Origin of the sequence: Weissella paramesenteroides (assembly GCF_051903945.1) — a bacterium.
In the GTDB taxonomy this organism is placed as follows: Bacteria; Bacillota; Bacilli; order Lactobacillales; family Lactobacillaceae; genus Weissella; species Weissella paramesenteroides_A.
Genome location: NZ_CP192268.1, coordinates 1,345,501 through 1,362,532 on the forward strand (window position 1 = coordinate 1,345,501; position 17,032 = coordinate 1,362,532).

Here is a 17,032-nt window from a genome sequence, read left to right on the forward strand (position 1 = left end):
ACTTTACTCCTCTTCTAATGTCAATAATTTTGATGCTAAACGAACCAGTGCCTGATCTTCCGGATATTTTTTCTGAATATATGCATTTAAATGATCCGCTGCTTGTTCTCTATTCAGGTAATCATCGTACAAATGTAATTTTTTTTCGTAGTTCTCTAGCAGTTGTGTACTTCTCTTAATATTATCATACACAGCTTGCCTAGAGACTTGATATTCATCGGCAATTTCACCCAAAGAGTAATCGTCAGCATAATACAGCTGCAAATAATCATTTTGCTTTATCGTAAGTAGTGGCTGATAGAAATCGAATAGCATATTTAAGCGCATGCTTTTTTCTAATTCCATTAATTTGACTCCGTTAACAGACTGCCAAACAAGCTCTTTGCAAAATCATTTGCTTCAAAAGGTTGGATATCCGTGACTTTTTCACCCAAACCAACCCACTTAACTGGTAAATGTAATTCGTTTCGAATTGGTAAGATAATACCGCCTTTGGCTGTACCATCTAACTTTGTCAGTACGATACCTGTTACATCAGTCGAATCTTTAAATAGTTTTGCTTGTTGCACTGCATTTTGACCAGTTGTTGCATCTAGTGTCAGTAACACTTCCTGTGGTTCATTTGGTAATTCACGCGTAATAATGCGTTTCATCTTTGATAATTCCTGCATTAAATTAACATTATTTTGTAAACGACCTGCTGTATCAACAAATAGGATATCTGCTTGCGTATCAATGGCTGTTTTTACACCATCAAAAACCACTGATGCCGGATCTGCTTTTGAAGAACCCGTTACAACTGGGATATCATTACGTTCACCCCAAGCAACCAATTGCTCAGTCGCCCCTGCTCTAAACGTATCCGCTGCAGCTAAAACGACTTTTTTACCAGCATTTTTATAGTAAGCCGATAATTTCCCAATTGTTGTGGTTTTACCAACACCATTTACACCAACCAACAAGATCACAGTTGGACCTTCAGGTGCAAAATGCATGGATGCGTCTTCATTAACTCCTTGACTACGGTACAAATCAACAAGCTTATCAACAATAACCTTAGAAACATCTTGTTTACTTTTAGCATTTTGTAATTTTACTTCATCACGCAATTCATCAGTTAATTGCATCGCTGTTTGCGCACCAACATCAGCTCCAATAAGTGTTTCTTCTAAATCATCAAAGAAATCTTCATCAACAGAACGGAAGTTTGCCATAAAGGCATTCCATCGTTCAGACCACGTTTTCTTAGTCTTTTTCAACCCAGTATCTAATTTTTCACTAGCATTTTCTGTTTCTGTTTCTGTTTCTGTTTCTGTTTCTGTTTCTGTTTCTGTTTCTGTTTCTGTTTCTGTTTCTGTTTCTGTTTCTAAAGTATCGACTTTGGGTAACTCAATGTCAACTGCTTTACCTGGTGTTGGTTGTAATATTTCAACAGCCACAACTTTGACTGGTGGCATGCCATTCTCCCAACTACTTGGGTATAGAATTTCAACCGCAATTGTTTTTGTTGGCTTTTTTTTAAAAAAATCAAATAATCCCATGATTATTCATATCCCCCTAATTCTCTACCATAGTGTCATCCAAGTCAGTTAAACTAACTGAAACCATGGTTGAGACACCTGGCTCTTGCATTGTCACTCCATAAAGTACATCGGTTTCTGTCATGGTACCTTTGCGATGGGTGATAACAATAAATTGTGTGCGATGGTTTACTTCATGCAAATAATGCGCAAATCGATCCACATTAGCCTCGTCTAACGCTGCTTCAGTTTCATCAAGAATAGCAAAAGGTACTGGCCTAACTGCAAGAATTGCAAATAATAAACTAATTGCCGTTAAAGCTTTCTCACCACCTGATAACAAGCTCATTTGTTGGAACTTTTTTCCCGGTGGTTGTGCTTTAATGTCAATGCCTGTCGTTAATAGATGGTCTGGATCTGTCAAAATCAATGAGGCTTGTCCCCCACCAAACATCTTGACAAATATTTTAGCGAACTGCTCCGCAATTGCGTCAAATGTTGATTGGAATCTCGTAATGACTTCGGTATCCATTTCAGACATGGTTTCTTGTAAATTATCTTTAGCAGCAATCAGATCTTGTTGCTGTTGCATTAAGAAGTCATAGCGCTCTTTAACTGTCTGATATTCATCAATGGCATTTAGGTTGACATGACCAATTTCATCTAATCCCTGCTTTAATAACTTCAATTTTGTTCTAATTGTTGATATATCGAGATTTAACAATTCAGACTTAGCAAATTCAAATGAAGTATCATAGGTCATTTCTAACGTTTGTTCATTAGTATTAATTGATGATCGCAGCTCGCCTAGACGCCCATTGTATTGTGAAATACTGGTCATCAGTTCACTAACCGTATCTTGAATAAAACCTAATTCACTATTTGTTGTATCATGCTGCTCCTGAACTTGCTCTAGTTCAAATTTTAGAGTTGCCAAACTTTGCTCAGCCGTTGCCTTTTGTTGTCGCACATCTTCTAGTTGTTGTGTCAAACGCTCTTGAACGTCGTTTTCGTCCTGTGCCAAATCATTAATTTGCTGTTCAATCAGCTTAATTTGACTTTGCTCAGCGCTTTTCTGCTCAAGTAGATCATTTTTCCTAGTGACCAATGAGGATACGACCGCTTCAGCCTTAGCAAAAGCTGATTTAAAATCACTAATTTGCTGATCTGCCTGTACAATTTCTGACTCAATAGTCGACTGTTGCTGTAGATAATCATCTAAAGTTTTTTGTAAGTTTTGCTGTCGTACAGACAAATCTGTAATGGCCTGTTCATTTTTATCAACTGATGTTTTTTTATCTTGCAAATCAGCAACTAACTGATAGTCATATTGTAACGCAGCTTGCTCTTTTTTTACCTGTTTAAGTGTTGATTCCGCTAATTGTAAGCTAGCCTGGTCAGTCTGAAATTGTTCATTGGCTTTTAATACCTGTGCTTGTTGTTGATTAAATGCCTCTGTAACCTTTTGTAATTGCTGGTCAATCTGCTTAACCTGCTGTTCTAATGCTAACGTCGCTTGATGTAATTCAGCTTCTTGTATCTTCAGTTGATCTATCTCTGTCTTTTGCGAAAGTAAACCATTACCATGTTGCCGTGTTGCACCACCAGTCATTGAACCGCCAGCATTCATAATTTGACCATCTAAAGTAACCAAGCGCACGCGATGTTGCAATTCCTTAGCAATTTGAATGGCTGCTGACATATCCGTGACAATAACTGTCGTACCTAATAAATTTGCAATAACATTTTGATAAGAAGACGCTGTCGTCACTAAATCCGATGCGATTCCGACAAAACCTGTTAATTTCTGCAAAATTGTCATTTGATAATCTGATAAATGACGGGCTTTAAGGGTAGTTTGTGGCAAAAAAGTAACCCGTCCTAACCGATGCTTTGACAAATATTGAATGGCTGACTTTCCAACTTGCTCATTTTTCACAACAACATGCTGCAATGCTGAGCCTAATGCTGTTTCAATTGCAATACGGTGTTGATCATCAACAGAAATTAAATTCGCAATGACACCTTGAATACCTTCAAACTGTTGCTGTGCTTTCATTAAATTCTTAACACCTTGATAATAGCCATCATAGTTTTCTGACAAGTGTTGTAATGATTGCAGTCTTGTACTTAAACGTTGCTCCTGCTCCATCTTCGTAAACCAGGCTTGTCGCTCGGTATCACGTTGTTGCTCCAATGCCTGCCCTTTTTTCTTAAGTGCTTCAAATGATTCTTGAACCGTATTTAACGTTTTCTCAGCCTGTTGTAAATCTTTATTTTTTTTATCAACTAAATTATTAGCATCTGACAATCGTTGCTCAATTTTGGCTTTTCGTTGCTGTAATCGTAATGATTCAGCATCACTACGCTCATTTTCTTGAACCAAGTAATTCTGTTTGTTTTTAGCGCTCGTTAAGTCTTGCATGGTGGCAACCAAATCATGACGAATCTGTTCAATTTCAGCACTAACTTTTGCTAATTTAGTTCGGGGATGATTTTCGTTTGCTTGCTCAATTGCTTGTTGATAATGAGTGTATTCAGACTGCTGATCTGCTAACTTTTGTAAACATTGTTGATAATTTGATTCAAGTGATGCCAGACGCTCGGTTGCTACTTTTAATCGACTACTTAAATCTGTTGTTGTCTCAGTACGATTCTTGCGCCGTTCGGACTGCAAATTTTGTTCACCAGTTAACTTTTCAACTTGTTTAATACTTTCGACCAAAACTTCTTGTAATTTTTGTTGTTGTTCAGTTAACGATAGCTGTTCTTGTCTAAACTTTTGTAACTCTTTTTTCTTAATATTCACAGCCTCTTGCTGCTTATCATACTCAGTTTGGGCTGTTGTCAGTTTCTTGGTCAGTTCGTCTTTTTCTTGATACCAATCTAATAGCTCAAGCACGATTCTTGATTGATCTAATTGATCATAAGATGCTTTCGTTGTTAAATAATCTTGTGCCTTTGCTGATTCTTGTGCAAGAGGCTCAACACGTCCCTGTAATTCATACAAAATATCGGCAATGCGCGTTAAATTATCATGGACGTCACCCAGTTCTTTTTCTGCCTTATCTTTGTTTTGCTTATATTTATAAACACCCGCAACGTCTTCAATAATACTGCGTCGCTCAACAGGTTTTGCGCTAAAAATACTCTCAACACGTCCCTGGGAAATAATTGAGAAGCTTTCACGGCCAAGTCCCGAATCCATAAATAATTCATGAATGTCTTTAAGTCGTACATGTACACCATTTATTTGATAATTTGAATCACCATTCCGGTATAACGTTCTAGTAATTGTAATTTCTGAATAATCTGAATTTAAATAATGATCAGTATTGTCAAAAGTAATAGCAACTTCAGCTCGGTTTAAAGGAGATCTTTCTGAAGTTCCACCAAAAATGACATCTGCCATTTTATCACCACGTAACCCTTTGGCAGACTGCTCTCCCATTACCCAGCGAATTGCTTCAATAATATTTGATTTTCCTGAGCCGTTGGGGCCGACAACCCCGGTAATACCTGGCATAAATTCAATTTTGGTTCGTTCAGCAAACGACTTAAAACCAGTTATTTCCAAAGTTTTTAATTTCATTTCATAATCCTAGTTGTTCATTAAAGATTGATAAGCTTTTCGTGCAGCCATTTTTTCAGCATCTTTGGTAGACTTACCTTCACCAGTTGCTAATGGTTTTCCATCAACAGATACTTGTATTGTAAAAACTTGTTCATTGTTAGAAATCGCTTGTTCGTCAAGTTTCGTATAGGCAATTTTAACCGTGCCATGTCGTTGTAAATATTCTTGTAGCTTAGATTTATAATCCACAAATTGATCATAAAATCCTTCATCTATTTTAACAAACATCATTTCTTCCAAAAAGTTCATGACAACTTCTTGTCCTTGATCTAAAAACAAAGCACCAATGAATGCTTCCCATAGATCTTCCAATAATGAGTCTCGATTTCGTGCACCAGACAGTTCCTCTCCACGACCTAATTGCACATAACGATCTAGATGCAACTCACGTGACAAAGCTGCGAACGCCCTTGTTTGGACCATTGAAATTCTCAACTCTGTCAATCGACCTTCATCCCAGTTTGGAAAACGTTTAAATAAGTAGACCGCTGTTGATTGTTGCATAACAGCATCTCCTAAAAATTCGAGTCGTTGATAATCACCACCAGTATACCCTGGGTGTTCATTGATATAGTTTGCCTGTGTTAGCGCTTCTTCCAACAGCTTTAAATCATTAAAATGAATGTGATGCTCTGTTGCTAAATCTGCTTGTAATTGTTTAAACATAGTCCTACCTTCTTTTGTATATACACCTTTCTATTATACCAGACCATTAATTATCTATATTATTTTTTAGTAAAAAAGACAAAAAAGCTGAGACAGAATATTTTCTCTCTCAGCTCTACTTTTGCATTACAAGATGTTTTTTACTTTGCACGAGATGCAATGTAATCTACTGTATTATTAATTGTAATTAATTTTTCAGCATCTTCGTCTGAAATTTCAGCCCCAAATTCATCTTCCATTTCCAATACTAATTCAACAAAATCAATTGAATCTGCATCAATGTCTTTCATTAGGTTAGTCTCACCTGTGAGAGTAGCTGGATCTAATTCAAAATGATCAGCAACTAATGTGATTACCTTATTTAAAATTTCTTGTCGTTCCATGATATTTACTTCCTATTCTAAAATCATCTGTCGTAAGCCTATTTCACTTTAAATATACTGTAACATTTACTTTGCTGATTTTGATAGATCAGTCTTATGTTCTGCCACAAATGCTTCAGTTTTGGCAACAAGGTCAGTTTCCAACATTGTATGTATCTGTATCATTGTATTTGCTACCGCACTTGGTCCAGCTGAACCGTGTGTTTTAACAACTGGTGCTTTAACACCAATAACAACAGCACCACCATGTTGTGAATAGTCTAAGCGTGATTGAATGTCCTTCATTGCTGGTTTCAACATTAATCCAGCTAACTTCGTTTTTACATTACCATCTAAAATTGCATGTTTAATCAAACGTAACATAGCCAGGGCAGTTCCCTCAGTTGCCTTTAGTGCTGCGTTACCTGAAAAGCCATCCGCAACAACCACATCAGCCGGTCCCTGCAGAATATCACGAGACTCAACGTTGCCCACAAAATTCAAATAAGACTGTGATGCACCATGCTTTAACAACTGATGTGCTTCTTTATGAATTGGGTCACCCTTATCTTCTTCAGTACCATTATTAAGCAGTCCAACACGTGGGTTGTCAAAACCAAGCACTTCTTTAGCATAAAATGAACCTAAAATACCATATTGATACAAATGCGTTGGCCGGTTTTCAGCATTTGCACCAACATCCATCATTGCAAATGCTTCATGAGGACCATCAAGAGCAGGCAAAACAGTCAACAGTGCTGGACGATCAATACCTCGAATTCGACCAACAGTGAAGATTCCCACTGCTAACAAGGCACCAGTATTTCCTGCTGAAAAAATAGCATCAGCTTCACCATCTTTAACAGCTTGAGCTGCCATGACCAGAGAACTTTGCTTTTTACGACGAATTGCCTTGACTGGTTCCTCACCCATTTCAACTACTTCATCAGATTGTATTAATGTTAGACGTTCTGCATTCTTTACTAAAGGCTTAACTTTATCTAACTGACCAAATAGTAAAAATTCTGTATCTGGCATTTTATCTCGTGCTTGTTCAATACCAGCTACTATCGCTTCAGGTGCATTGTCACCACCCATTGCATCAACAGCAATTTTATACATAATTGACTCCCTCACGGATTTTTATTTCTTTTTATAATTGCAATACTATAAAATGTAACACATTTTAACGGTTTGGTAAAAAGATAAATTATCTTTTAATCAAAATTACGATATCGATTCATGGTTTCTGACAACATTTCAGCTAATCCGGCCATCTCTGGAGATTTATCCCAATCAGGTTGTGAAACAATTTCAATTGCTTCCTCCTGCGCCACATTCATCATTGCTAAATCTGCAATTGGATCACCAACTCTAAATTCTGGCACACCTGACTGACGATTACCCAAAACATCGCCCGCACCACGTAACTCCAAATCTTTTTGAGCTAACACAAACCCATCTGTTGTTTCTACCATGGCCTCCATACGATCAATCCCATACTGTGTTTTAGGATCACTTACTAAAAACGTATATGCTTGTCGTTCACCACGTCCAACCCGGCCACGTAATTGGTGCAACTGTGACAGTCCAAAACGATCCGCATCTAGTATTAACATAACTGTTGCATTCGGCACATCGACCCCAACTTCTATCACGGTTGTTGCGACAAGTACCTGAAACTCATTTGCCTTAAACGCTGTCATAACAGTGTCTTTTTCGTCATTTGATAGCCGACCATGTAATAGGCCAACATTAAATTTTGGTGCAAAATAAGTCGATAATTCTTCATAAACAGCTTGTGCATTTTGGACATCTAAAGTCTCGGATTCCTCAATTAAGGGGGTAACGACATAAGCCTGTGCCCCACTTGCTAATTGTTCTTTGACAAATTGAATCGCCTTAGCTATTTTATTATGTCTTAGCCAGTACGTTTTAATTTTTTTACGGCCAGCAGGTAATTGATCAATGATCGACACATCCATTTCACCATAAGCTGTAATAGCTAATGTTCGCGGAATCGGTGTGGCTGTCATCGCCAAAATATCTGGATTAACACCTACTTTTCTAAGCGTCGCCCGTTGTTGCACACCAAAACGATGTTGCTCATCGATGACTGCTAATCCAAGATTATGAAATGCGATATCTGGTTGAATCAGTGCATGCGTGCCAATCAAAATATCAATAGCACCTTCTGCTAAATCTGCTAATATCTGGCGACGAGCTGCTGCTTTAGTGGCACCCGTTAATATTTCGACCCGCACTTCACTTGGATCAAAGTAATTTCCTATGGTTCGTGCATGTTGCTGTGCCAAAATTTCAGTCGGTGCCATCAAGGTAGCTTGCATCCCCGCAGTAATAGCTGCATACATAGCCAACGCAGCGACCACTGTCTTTCCTGATCCGACATCGCCTTGTAGCAACCGATTCATATGTACAGGTCTACGCATATCACGCACAATTTCATTAACAACCTTTTTTTGTGCCGCCGTTAATTCAAAGGGTAATACTTTGATAAAACTTTTTAATTGCTGGTTATCAAAGTTTACTGACCGTCCTTGATTATGTCGATCCATTTTTTTAATAACTTGAAGACGCATTTGAAAGACAAAAAATTCCATAAACGAAGCTGTTCGTCGTGCTTCGCCTGCCAAAAATTCATTCTCTGGTGCGTGCATGCCAAAAACTGTATCATGATAATTCATTAATCGATATTTTCGTCGTATATCTGACGGAATAATCTCTTGCGTTAATAAATCACCATATTTCCCTAATGCCTGAAAAATTAAATCTTTAATTGTACCAGCTTTTATCTCTTTAGACGAAGGATAAATGGCCTCTAACTCATTCTCGTTATTTTTTGGCATCATTTTAATTGCTGATAAACTTTGGTGCGTTTTATTATAGGTCCCATAAATCGCAACTTCTTCACCAACAATAATATTTTTACTTAACCATGGTTGATTGAAAAAGGAAATTTGAATTGTATCATGAGACACTGTTAGTCTGAAATTCAGTCGTGTCTTTTTGAAACCCAGTCGGCTGATAACTGGTGGAGAGGTAACCAGACCCTTAAAAGTTACTTTCTCGCCGTCAAGTGTTTCAGATGGTAATTTTTGTGCTAAATCATTATAACGTCTTGGATAATAAGTTAACAAATCATCAATCGTAAATACACCTAATTTATTTAGTGCTTGTTCTCGCTTAGGACCAACACCAGACAATTCCGAAATACTATCAAGTAGGCTTGGCATATTTCCCTCCTTTCTGACTAACTACTAAAAGGTCCTCAGTAACATATGCACCAAAGACCTTCTAAATAAATTCTAACTTTTTACGTGCATTTAAGCAGGATTCACCTTGGACTACTCAACAGATAATAGAATTGGGTATAATGGTTGACCACCGTCATGAATTTCAAACTCTAATTCATCATCTAGTGCTTCACCAGCAGTCTGTAGTGCCTCAGCGGTAGCAAGTGTTGCATCTTCACCATAATAAATCGTTACTAATTCTGAATCTTCGTCAATCATTTTCGCTAACAATTCTGAAGCTGCCTGATCAATATTTGCATCAGGAACGGCGATAACAATTTCACCATTTAGTAAGCCAATAGCATCTCCAGCCTGAATGGCCAATCCATTAATTGTTGTATCACGAACAGAAGTTGTCACAGATCCAGACTTAACTTCAGCGATCATTGCAGACATCGCAGCCTCGTTCTCATCAAGTGACTTCAGTTGATCATATCCTAGAACAAGTGCTGTTAACCCCTGTTGAATTGTTTTTGTCTTCACAACTTTAACAGGTACATCAGCAAGTGAAACAGCCTGTTCAGCAGCCATAAAAATATTACCATCATTCGGCAAAATAATTGCAGCAGCGGCACGACTATCCTTAATTGCTTGCAATAAATCTTGCGTTGATGGTGCCTGCTTACTATCGATGATTATCGTTGCTCCTGCTGAAGCAAAAATTTCCTGTATGCCTTTACCCGCAGCAGTTGTAATGACAGCCAAATCTGGACCGGCTTCATTTCCTTCATCAACTGCATGAGCCTTTTGTTCAGCTGCAACACTAGCAGCTTCGGCCTGCTGGTCACGCATATTATCTACCTTAACTTTGCGCAATGATCCAAAGTGTGTCCCCCAATTGATGACGTCACCTGGATCCTCTGTATGGACGTGCACTTTAACAACATCGTCATCGTTAATCACAAGTAATGAATCACCCAAACCAGCTAAGTGATTATAAAAAGTATCATAATCAAACTTTTGATCATAGGTTGTTCCCTTAGCAATATCAACCATGATTTCAGTACAGTAACCATACTGAATATCTTCTGGGTTTAATTCACCCTGGACACCCGCATTGTGCAATGAAAGCACCATTGCATCAAGATTAGCATTATCTAATTCTGTTTTTACTTCTTGGCCAGACAACACTGCATAGAATGCACTTAAAACGATTACTAATCCTTGACCACCAGAATCAACAACACCTACTTCTTTTAATACCGGCAGCAAATCTGGTGTTGACGCAAGTGCCTTTTCAGCTGCATCTAGTGCATCAGCCATCACTTGGGTTGCATCATCAGTTTTTTTTGCTGTACGATTTGCAGCTGCAGCAGCCTCACGGATAACCGTTAAAATAGTTCCTTCTGTTGGCTTCATAACTGCCTTATATGCTGTCTCAGCTCCACCCATCAAGGCATCTGCTAAATCACGAGCTGACAATGTTTCTTTATCAGCAATTTTTGCAGCAAAACCACGGAATATTTGTGACAAAATAACTCCTGAATTGCCACGAGCCCCCATTAATAAGCCTTTTGCGGTTGCTTGAGCTAACTTACCAAGATGTGTATCATCTTCATTTCGTTCATACTCTGCCCCACTTGCCATTGACAGGGTCATATTTGTTCCAGTGTCTCCATCCGGAACAGGAAAGACATTTAATTTATTTATTTTTTCTGCATTGTTTTTTAACGCATCCGCTGCTGCGTTAATCATTTTACCAAACTCAACATTGGTAATTGTCGTTACAACTTCCACAGTATTCAACTCCTTATAACCAGGCTAATCCCCTAGCATACGTACGCCTTGAACCGTTACATTTACCTCGCTAGCAACAATGCCTAACATAACGTTCAAATCATTTTTAACACGTGCTTGTACACTCTTAGAAATTTCGGAAATTTTCATGCCATACCCAACAATAATATGAACATCTACCGTGACACCACCATCTTGTTGGCGAACAACAACACCCTTTGAGAAGTTATCACCGTTCAATATCTGATTCACACCATCACGCAACGGATTTTGGCTTGCCATACCGACAACACCATAGTTATCAGTAGTTGCACCACCTACAATTGTTGCGATGACGTCGTTTTCAATTTCAATTGCACCTTGTGCTGTTTGGATCTTTACTGCCATTAGAATGACCTCCATATAAAGCTAATACTATTTTACCACAAGCAAGGCATTAGTATTGGCTGGTAATTACTGCAATCATTTTTATGTCATATAAAAGAAAAAAGCTACCAAACGGCAGCTTTATATCTTATACACGCTCAATTGAGCCGTTCTTCAAACCAGCCTTCAAAGTACGAGCTGATAGGTACACCTTCTTAGGTGCTGAACCGTTAATCTTAACCGTCACTTTTTGCAAGTTTGGCTTCCAGCTACGACTACTTGAGTTAAGGGCGTGTGAACGTTGTTTACCAAAACGAGTACGCTTTCCATTGACTGCATCAACTGCCATATGTTTACCCTCCAATCTTAAGCTCTTTTAAATTCAGTGCTTTTATTTACTTGAATAATAATACCAAACCCTTACGCAATAAGCAAGGGTTTTCTGTAAAGCATTTTTACTTTACACATTTTTTACTGATCCGCAGTTTGCCCGATTAAATCACGACTTTGAATAACTGCGATAATGCCACTCTTAAATGAGAAATGATTAACTTCCCCAGAAAATTCATTTGAAGAAAATGAGAACGGATTTCCTGACCAGTCATCTAAACGATATTTTTCATCCAATAACGAAAGGCCGCTCACTGGAATCAGTGGCATGAATCCCAAATACTTCATTGTGGGTTCTTTTACAATGGTATGCTCACCCGGTAAGAAGAAATCAATACGGTTATTGCGATCAATAATTGCTACTTTCTCAACAATTGATGTAAAACGCGGTTGTGTAAAAATCCAAATATTAGATAACAATTGATCAATACGGCCACCTGTGGCACCATAGATTTCAATTTTATCCGGATGGTAATTTTTCTCAACTAAACTTAATAACAATTCAGTATCTGTATCATCTTTTTCTGGTTTTACACTAACAATTTTGGATAATTGACCCACGATTTCTTGTCGCTCTTCAAATGTCACTGAATCAAAATCACCAACTGTCAAAACCGGAACTTGACCTAAATGTAGCAAGCGAAGTGAACCTCGATCTGCAGCCGCCCACGGTCCATCAAGTAACCCATTTTTTAAATTATCTGGCCATTCTGATATTGGACCACCAACTAACAAACGTATCCGATTCATTAGTCAGCCGTGACTTCCTTCAACTTCGCAATTTTTGCTGCAGGGTCTACCTTATCGAAAACATATGAACCTGCTACAGCAACAGTTGCACCAGCATCATAGGCCATTTTAGTTGTTTGATCATTCGCACCGCCATCAATTTCTATATCGAAATCATAGCCTTTTTCTCGCTTTAATTTATCCAAAACGGCAATTTTTTCGATCATTTCAGGTAAAAATTTTTGACCACCAAATCCCGGATTAACCGTCATAACTAGTACCTGGTCAACCATATATAGAACTGGTTCAATAACAGAAACGGCTGTACCAGGATTAATAACCACTTCCGCTTTAATACCATGTGCCTTAATTTGTTGTAACGCACGATGAATATGATTTGTTGCCTCATAATGAACACCAATAATGTCCGCACCTGCAGCCGCAAATTCATCAATGTAGCGTTCAGGATCCACAGCCATCAAATGAACATCAAGTGTCATCTTACTTACTTTACGCAGTGCCCTTACCCAGTTTGGTCCGTAAGCAATTGCAGGAACAAACGAACCGTCCATCACATCAATGTGTAATAGCTCCGCACCCGCATTCTCTACAATCGCCACATCATGTGCCAAGTTCAAATAATCCGCAGCTAAAATAGATGGTGCAACCTTAATTGTCATAATTTTTACCCTCTTTAAAAATACTCTTAATGTTTTTTATCATGTTTATTATAAACTGGACGACGACCAGCAATCAAATCATAAAACAGTTTATAGTTTTCATACCTAGACGTCATAATCTTCCCCTCAGCCACTGCCTCTTTAACAGCACAACCAGGTTCGTTTAAATGAACACATCCCCTAAAACGACATCCATTCGAAAATTGATTAAAATCTCGAAAATATTGACCCAATTCTCGTGCAGGCATATCAAAAACTTCAAAAGCTGAAAAACCTGGAGTATCAGCAACGAACCCGCCATATAAATTAATTAAGGCAACTTGACGAGTTGTATGACGTCCACGACTCAATGCTTGAGATACTTCACCTGTTGCTAACTGTAGGTCGGGAGAAATATGGTTCAATAATGTACTTTTACCTGCTCCTGTTTGACCCATTAAAACGGTCAATTTATTTGCTAATAGTAACTTAACTTGGGTCAGGCTTTCTTCATCAAATGCTTCCTCTGGTAATACGACTTGATAACCAGTCCGGCGATATCCCTCAGCAATTGTTTGAAAATCATTTTTTTCTTCTGCAGTCAACAAATCCGTTTTAGTAAAATAAATAACTGGTTCAATGTGCTTTTCTTCCAGTGCAACTAGTTGTCGATCCAGTAAATTACTTGACCAATCCGGCATTTTAACTGCTGTAACAATAATCACTTGATCAACATTCGCAACAGGCGGGCGCACAATACTGTTTGTCCGTTTGTCAATGGCAAGTATATAGCCTTCTTTAGACGTTTCAGCGCTAAAGGTCACCCAGTCACCCACAAGTGGTTTTAGATCTTTTTTACGAAAATTACCTCGAGCACGTGTGCGAAAAACTTCTCCGTCTGCTGTTAGGACATCATAAAACCCCGCTAATGCTAACTGAATTTGTCCATGATATTCTGTCATCTAAACTCCTATCCAATTTAACTAATCTGACTGTGATGATGAACTAGATGATTGTGTACTTTCTGATGATGGTTGACTTGTTGAATCCGATTCAGTGTCATCTGACGCACTACTTGATGAACTACTTTGTGAAGAACTACTTTCACGACTTTCGCTAGTACTACTACTACTTGATGATCTTGATGTTTTACTTGATGAATGGGCTGCTTCATTTGGCCCATTAGATATAGTGACAAGTAGAACATCATTTTTAGTTAGTTTACTACCAGGAGTCATTGATTGAGAAACAATATATCCTGCTGGCACACTATCTGAATAGACACTATTAAAATTAACAGCCACACCATTGGTTTGCGCCCATGCACTAACAGTACCTTGTGATTTACCTGTAAAGTTAGGCACATTATAGCTTTTCGGACCAGTTGATACCTTGAATTTCACCTTAGTCTTACTTGGAACGACGCTATCCTCTGCATCCACATTCTGCGATACAATATAGCCTTTTGGCACCGTATCACTCGCCACACTTTTTTTAGTTACTTCAAACCCCTTATCTTCTAGTTTATTACTTACCGTACTATATTTTTCATTAACATAGTCACCAAAACGTACTTTAGCTGGTCCTTTAGATACAACTAAATCAATAACTGAATCCGCTGCGACAGTTTTACCAACCTTTGGATCTGTTTGAATAACTTTGCCACGTTCAATATCATTTGAATGTTTCGTTGTAATATTACCAAGCTTTAAGCCATCTTCTTGCAACGTCTTCTCAGCATTTGCCTGTGTCATGCCACGCACATCAGAAACATGGACATTGTCCGGTTGCATTGCACCATATATACCAAATCCACCAATTATGAAAACTAAAACTAATAATGCTACCCATAGGTAACGTCGACGTTTTTTCTTCTTTTTAGATTTTAGTGGTAATGTTTGTGAGTCCCCTGCAGAAGCGTCTACATGTGTTTCTTTTAAAAGAGGTTCCGACTTCGTAGTCTCTGTTGGACGTTGATTAGCAACTTCTTTAATCTGTGCCAGTGGAATAACTTTAGTCTCAGTATTATCTCCATCAACATCATTTGGATCATGCCATTCCGGCTCATTGATTCGATTTGGTGATAATACCGTTGATAAATCATCCGACATTGCTTGTGCTGAAGCATATCTACTCATCGGATTTTTAGCTGTCGCCTTAAAAATAACATTTTCTAAAGGTTGTGGTATACGTGGGTCAACATCTCTGACAGATGGCATTGGATTTTGAGCGTGTTTAACCGCTATAGCCACGGCCGTTTCGCCATCAAAAGGGACATGCCCCGTTATCATTTCATACAGCATGATCCCTAACGAATAAATATCACTGCGACTTGATGCAGTCTCACCACGAACTTGTTCAGGAGCCATATAATGGACAGAACCAATCGCCGTATTTGTCTGCGTCATGCCAAAAGATGTTTGTGCCCTAGCAATACCAAAGTCGGAGATTTTTGCTTCCCCTTCATTACTAATTAAAATATTTTGCGGCTTTAAATCTCGATGGATTATTCCTGCCTGATGGGCAACGGCTATCCCTGCCAGAATGTCTTGCATAATATCAACGATTCGACTAACTGGAATTGGCCAATTTTCGGCAATATACCGTTTTAAATCCATACCAGCAACAAATTCCGTTACCAAGTACTGCGAGCCACCTTCTTCACCATAGTCATACACTTGAATGATATTTGGATGTAAGATTGCTGACGTTGCAGCAATTTCATTATTAAATCGCCGACGAACGTCTTCGTCATCCCGCATATCTAAACGCATTAATTTTAATGATACATCTCGATCTAAAATAATATCATGTGCACGATACACATTAGCCATACCACCTTCACCAAGCGGTTCTACAATGCGATATCGTTCACCAATTAATTGATTTATTCGCATTTAGTAGTCCTCGCTTTCCTGATGACCAATAAGAACAGTCACATTGTCTGATCCACCCGCATCATTTGTACTCGTAATTAACTGTGTCACGGCGTCCGCAATATCATTAGCAGCCAAAACCGTTTGTAAAATGGTTTTGTCACTAACATGTTTTGGCATACCATCTGTTGTCATCAAAACATAATCATCCGGATATAAATCAATTGCAAATAAATCTGGTTTTGAATCATCTGTAACTCCTAATTGTCGTGTAATTAAGTGGCGACCAGGATGAGTTACAGCTTCATCCTCAGTAATGGCACCTTCTTGTAACAGTTCATTTGCTAAATTATGATCGGTTGTTAGTTGCCTAATTTGGTGTTGCCGAATGACATACGCCCGTGAATCACCAATATTAGCAATGACTAACTGATGAGCCAAAATGACTGCAATGACCAAAGTCGTTGCCATACCATTCAGTGTTCGATATCGTTGTGCCGTCTTAACAATTGTGTCATTTTCGTTATTAATTTGATCAATCAGCCACTGTTTAGCAGTGTCAATTGTCGCAATCGCAGACTGTTCCCACTGATTTCCGATATGAGATACTGCCATCGTTGCTGCAACATCGCCACCATTTTGTCCACCAACTCCATCAGCAACAATTGCTAGTTGTGCACCAGATTGATTGATAAAAACACTAACATAATCTTGATTTTCAGCACGCATACGACCAGTGTCAGATGCATATGCTATTTTCATATTTCATCATCCCTTCA

The 17,032-nt window shown here is 38.5% G+C and carries 15 protein-coding genes; all 15 read right to left on the reverse strand.

Annotated features, from left to right (window positions below):
- Positions 1–3 precede the first annotated feature (3 nt).
- The 15 genes from ACQ4QH_RS06485 to ACQ4QH_RS06555 all read right to left on the reverse strand — a co-directional run bounded on the left by ACQ4QH_RS06485 (position 4) and on the right by ACQ4QH_RS06555 (position 17,015).
- A complete protein-coding gene (locus tag ACQ4QH_RS06485) occupies positions 4–345 on the reverse strand; it encodes a putative DNA-binding protein (RefSeq protein WP_439818217.1) in 342 nt (113 codons plus the stop codon).
- Positions 345–1,541, reverse strand: coding sequence for a signal recognition particle-docking protein FtsY (ftsY, locus tag ACQ4QH_RS06490; RefSeq protein ID WP_439818218.1), 1,197 nt, complete (start codon positions 1,539–1,541; stop codon positions 345–347). The genes ACQ4QH_RS06485 and ftsY overlap by 1 nt, the downstream gene beginning before the upstream one ends.
- Positions 1,542–1,557: 16 nt before the next feature.
- Positions 1,558–5,112: a chromosome segregation protein SMC gene (gene smc, locus ACQ4QH_RS06495; protein WP_439818219.1), complete on the reverse strand. Its 3,555-nt coding sequence runs from the start codon at positions 5,110–5,112 to the stop codon at positions 1,558–1,560.
- A gap of 9 nt (positions 5,113–5,121) precedes the next feature.
- The gene (gene rnc, locus ACQ4QH_RS06500; protein ID WP_439818220.1) at positions 5,122–5,820 is read right to left on the reverse strand and encodes a ribonuclease III; all 699 of its coding nucleotides are present in this window, start codon (positions 5,818–5,820) and stop codon (positions 5,122–5,124) included.
- Positions 5,821–5,960: 140 nt separating this feature from the next.
- Complete coding sequence (gene acpP / locus ACQ4QH_RS06505) at positions 5,961–6,203, reverse strand: acyl carrier protein (protein ID WP_439818221.1); 243 nt, start codon at positions 6,201–6,203, stop codon at positions 5,961–5,963.
- 66 nt (positions 6,204–6,269) lie between these two features.
- Entirely contained in the window at positions 6,270–7,304 is a 1,035-nt protein-coding gene (gene plsX, locus ACQ4QH_RS06510; RefSeq protein ID WP_439818222.1) for a phosphate acyltransferase PlsX, read from the reverse strand.
- Positions 7,305–7,399: 95 nt separating this feature from the next.
- On the reverse strand, positions 7,400–9,436 hold the full coding sequence (recG, locus tag ACQ4QH_RS06515) for an ATP-dependent DNA helicase RecG (RefSeq protein ID WP_439818223.1): 2,037 nt from the start codon (positions 9,434–9,436) through the stop codon (positions 7,400–7,402).
- Between the two features lie 111 nt (positions 9,437–9,547).
- On the reverse strand, positions 9,548–11,233 hold the full coding sequence (locus ACQ4QH_RS06520; RefSeq protein WP_439818224.1) for a DAK2 domain-containing protein: 1,686 nt from the start codon (positions 11,231–11,233) through the stop codon (positions 9,548–9,550).
- Positions 11,234–11,257: 24 nt separating this feature from the next.
- A complete protein-coding gene (locus ACQ4QH_RS06525; RefSeq protein ID WP_040760851.1) occupies positions 11,258–11,620 on the reverse strand; it encodes an Asp23/Gls24 family envelope stress response protein in 363 nt (120 codons plus the stop codon).
- Between the two features lie 127 nt (positions 11,621–11,747).
- Positions 11,748–11,948, reverse strand: a complete 201-nt coding sequence (gene rpmB / locus ACQ4QH_RS06530; RefSeq protein ID WP_002828513.1) for a 50S ribosomal protein L28 — start codon at positions 11,946–11,948, stop codon at positions 11,748–11,750.
- Positions 11,949–12,070: 122 nt separating this feature from the next.
- Entirely contained in the window at positions 12,071–12,739 is a 669-nt protein-coding gene (locus ACQ4QH_RS06535; protein ID WP_439818225.1) for a thiamine diphosphokinase, read from the reverse strand.
- Complete coding sequence (gene rpe / locus ACQ4QH_RS06540; protein ID WP_439818226.1) at positions 12,739–13,398, reverse strand: ribulose-phosphate 3-epimerase; 660 nt, start codon at positions 13,396–13,398, stop codon at positions 12,739–12,741. The genes ACQ4QH_RS06535 and rpe overlap by 1 nt, the downstream gene beginning before the upstream one ends.
- A gap of 26 nt (positions 13,399–13,424) precedes the next feature.
- Positions 13,425–14,339: a ribosome small subunit-dependent GTPase A gene (gene rsgA / locus ACQ4QH_RS06545; RefSeq protein ID WP_439818227.1), complete on the reverse strand. Its 915-nt coding sequence runs from the start codon at positions 14,337–14,339 to the stop codon at positions 13,425–13,427.
- A 21-nt stretch (positions 14,340–14,360) separates the two neighbouring features.
- On the reverse strand, positions 14,361–16,274 hold the full coding sequence (pknB, locus tag ACQ4QH_RS06550) for a Stk1 family PASTA domain-containing Ser/Thr kinase (RefSeq protein ID WP_439818228.1): 1,914 nt from the start codon (positions 16,272–16,274) through the stop codon (positions 14,361–14,363).
- Positions 16,275–17,015, reverse strand: coding sequence for a Stp1/IreP family PP2C-type Ser/Thr phosphatase (locus tag ACQ4QH_RS06555; protein WP_439818229.1), 741 nt, complete (start codon positions 17,013–17,015; stop codon positions 16,275–16,277).
- Between the last annotated feature and the right edge of the window lie 17 nt (positions 17,016–17,032).

Excerpts from the sequence above, each read along its gene's own strand:
- ACQ4QH_RS06485 (WP_439818217.1), bottom strand. The coding sequence starts at position 345 with ATGGAATTAGAAAAAAGCATGCGCTTAAATATGCTATTCGATTTCTAT.
- ftsY (WP_439818218.1), bottom strand. The coding sequence starts at position 1,541 with ATGGGATTATTTGATTTTTTTAAAAAAAAGCCAACAAAAACAATTGCG.
- smc (WP_439818219.1), bottom strand. The coding sequence starts at position 5,112 with ATGAAATTAAAAACTTTGGAAATAACTGGTTTTAAGTCGTTTGCTGAA.
- rnc (WP_439818220.1), bottom strand. The coding sequence starts at position 5,820 with ATGTTTAAACAATTACAAGCAGATTTAGCAACAGAGCATCACATTCAT.
- acpP (WP_439818221.1), bottom strand. The coding sequence starts at position 6,203 with ATGGAACGACAAGAAATTTTAAATAAGGTAATCACATTAGTTGCTGAT.
- plsX (WP_439818222.1), bottom strand. The coding sequence starts at position 7,304 with ATGTATAAAATTGCTGTTGATGCAATGGGTGGTGACAATGCACCTGAA.
- recG (WP_439818223.1), bottom strand. The coding sequence starts at position 9,436 with ATGCCAAGCCTACTTGATAGTATTTCGGAATTGTCTGGTGTTGGTCCT.
- ACQ4QH_RS06525 (WP_040760851.1), bottom strand. The coding sequence starts at position 11,620 with ATGGCAGTAAAGATCCAAACAGCACAAGGTGCAATTGAAATTGAAAAC.
- rpmB (WP_002828513.1), bottom strand. The coding sequence starts at position 11,948 with ATGGCAGTTGATGCAGTCAATGGAAAGCGTACTCGTTTTGGTAAACAA.
- ACQ4QH_RS06535 (WP_439818225.1), bottom strand. The coding sequence starts at position 12,739 with ATGAATCGGATACGTTTGTTAGTTGGTGGTCCAATATCAGAATGGCCA.
- rpe (WP_439818226.1), bottom strand. The coding sequence starts at position 13,398 with ATGACAATTAAGGTTGCACCATCTATTTTAGCTGCGGATTATTTGAAC.
- rsgA (WP_439818227.1), bottom strand. The coding sequence starts at position 14,339 with ATGACAGAATATCATGGACAAATTCAGTTAGCATTAGCGGGGTTTTAT.
- pknB (WP_439818228.1), bottom strand. The coding sequence starts at position 16,274 with ATGCGAATAAATCAATTAATTGGTGAACGATATCGCATTGTAGAACCG.
- ACQ4QH_RS06555 (WP_439818229.1), bottom strand. The coding sequence starts at position 17,015 with ATGAAAATAGCATATGCATCTGACACTGGTCGTATGCGTGCTGAAAAT.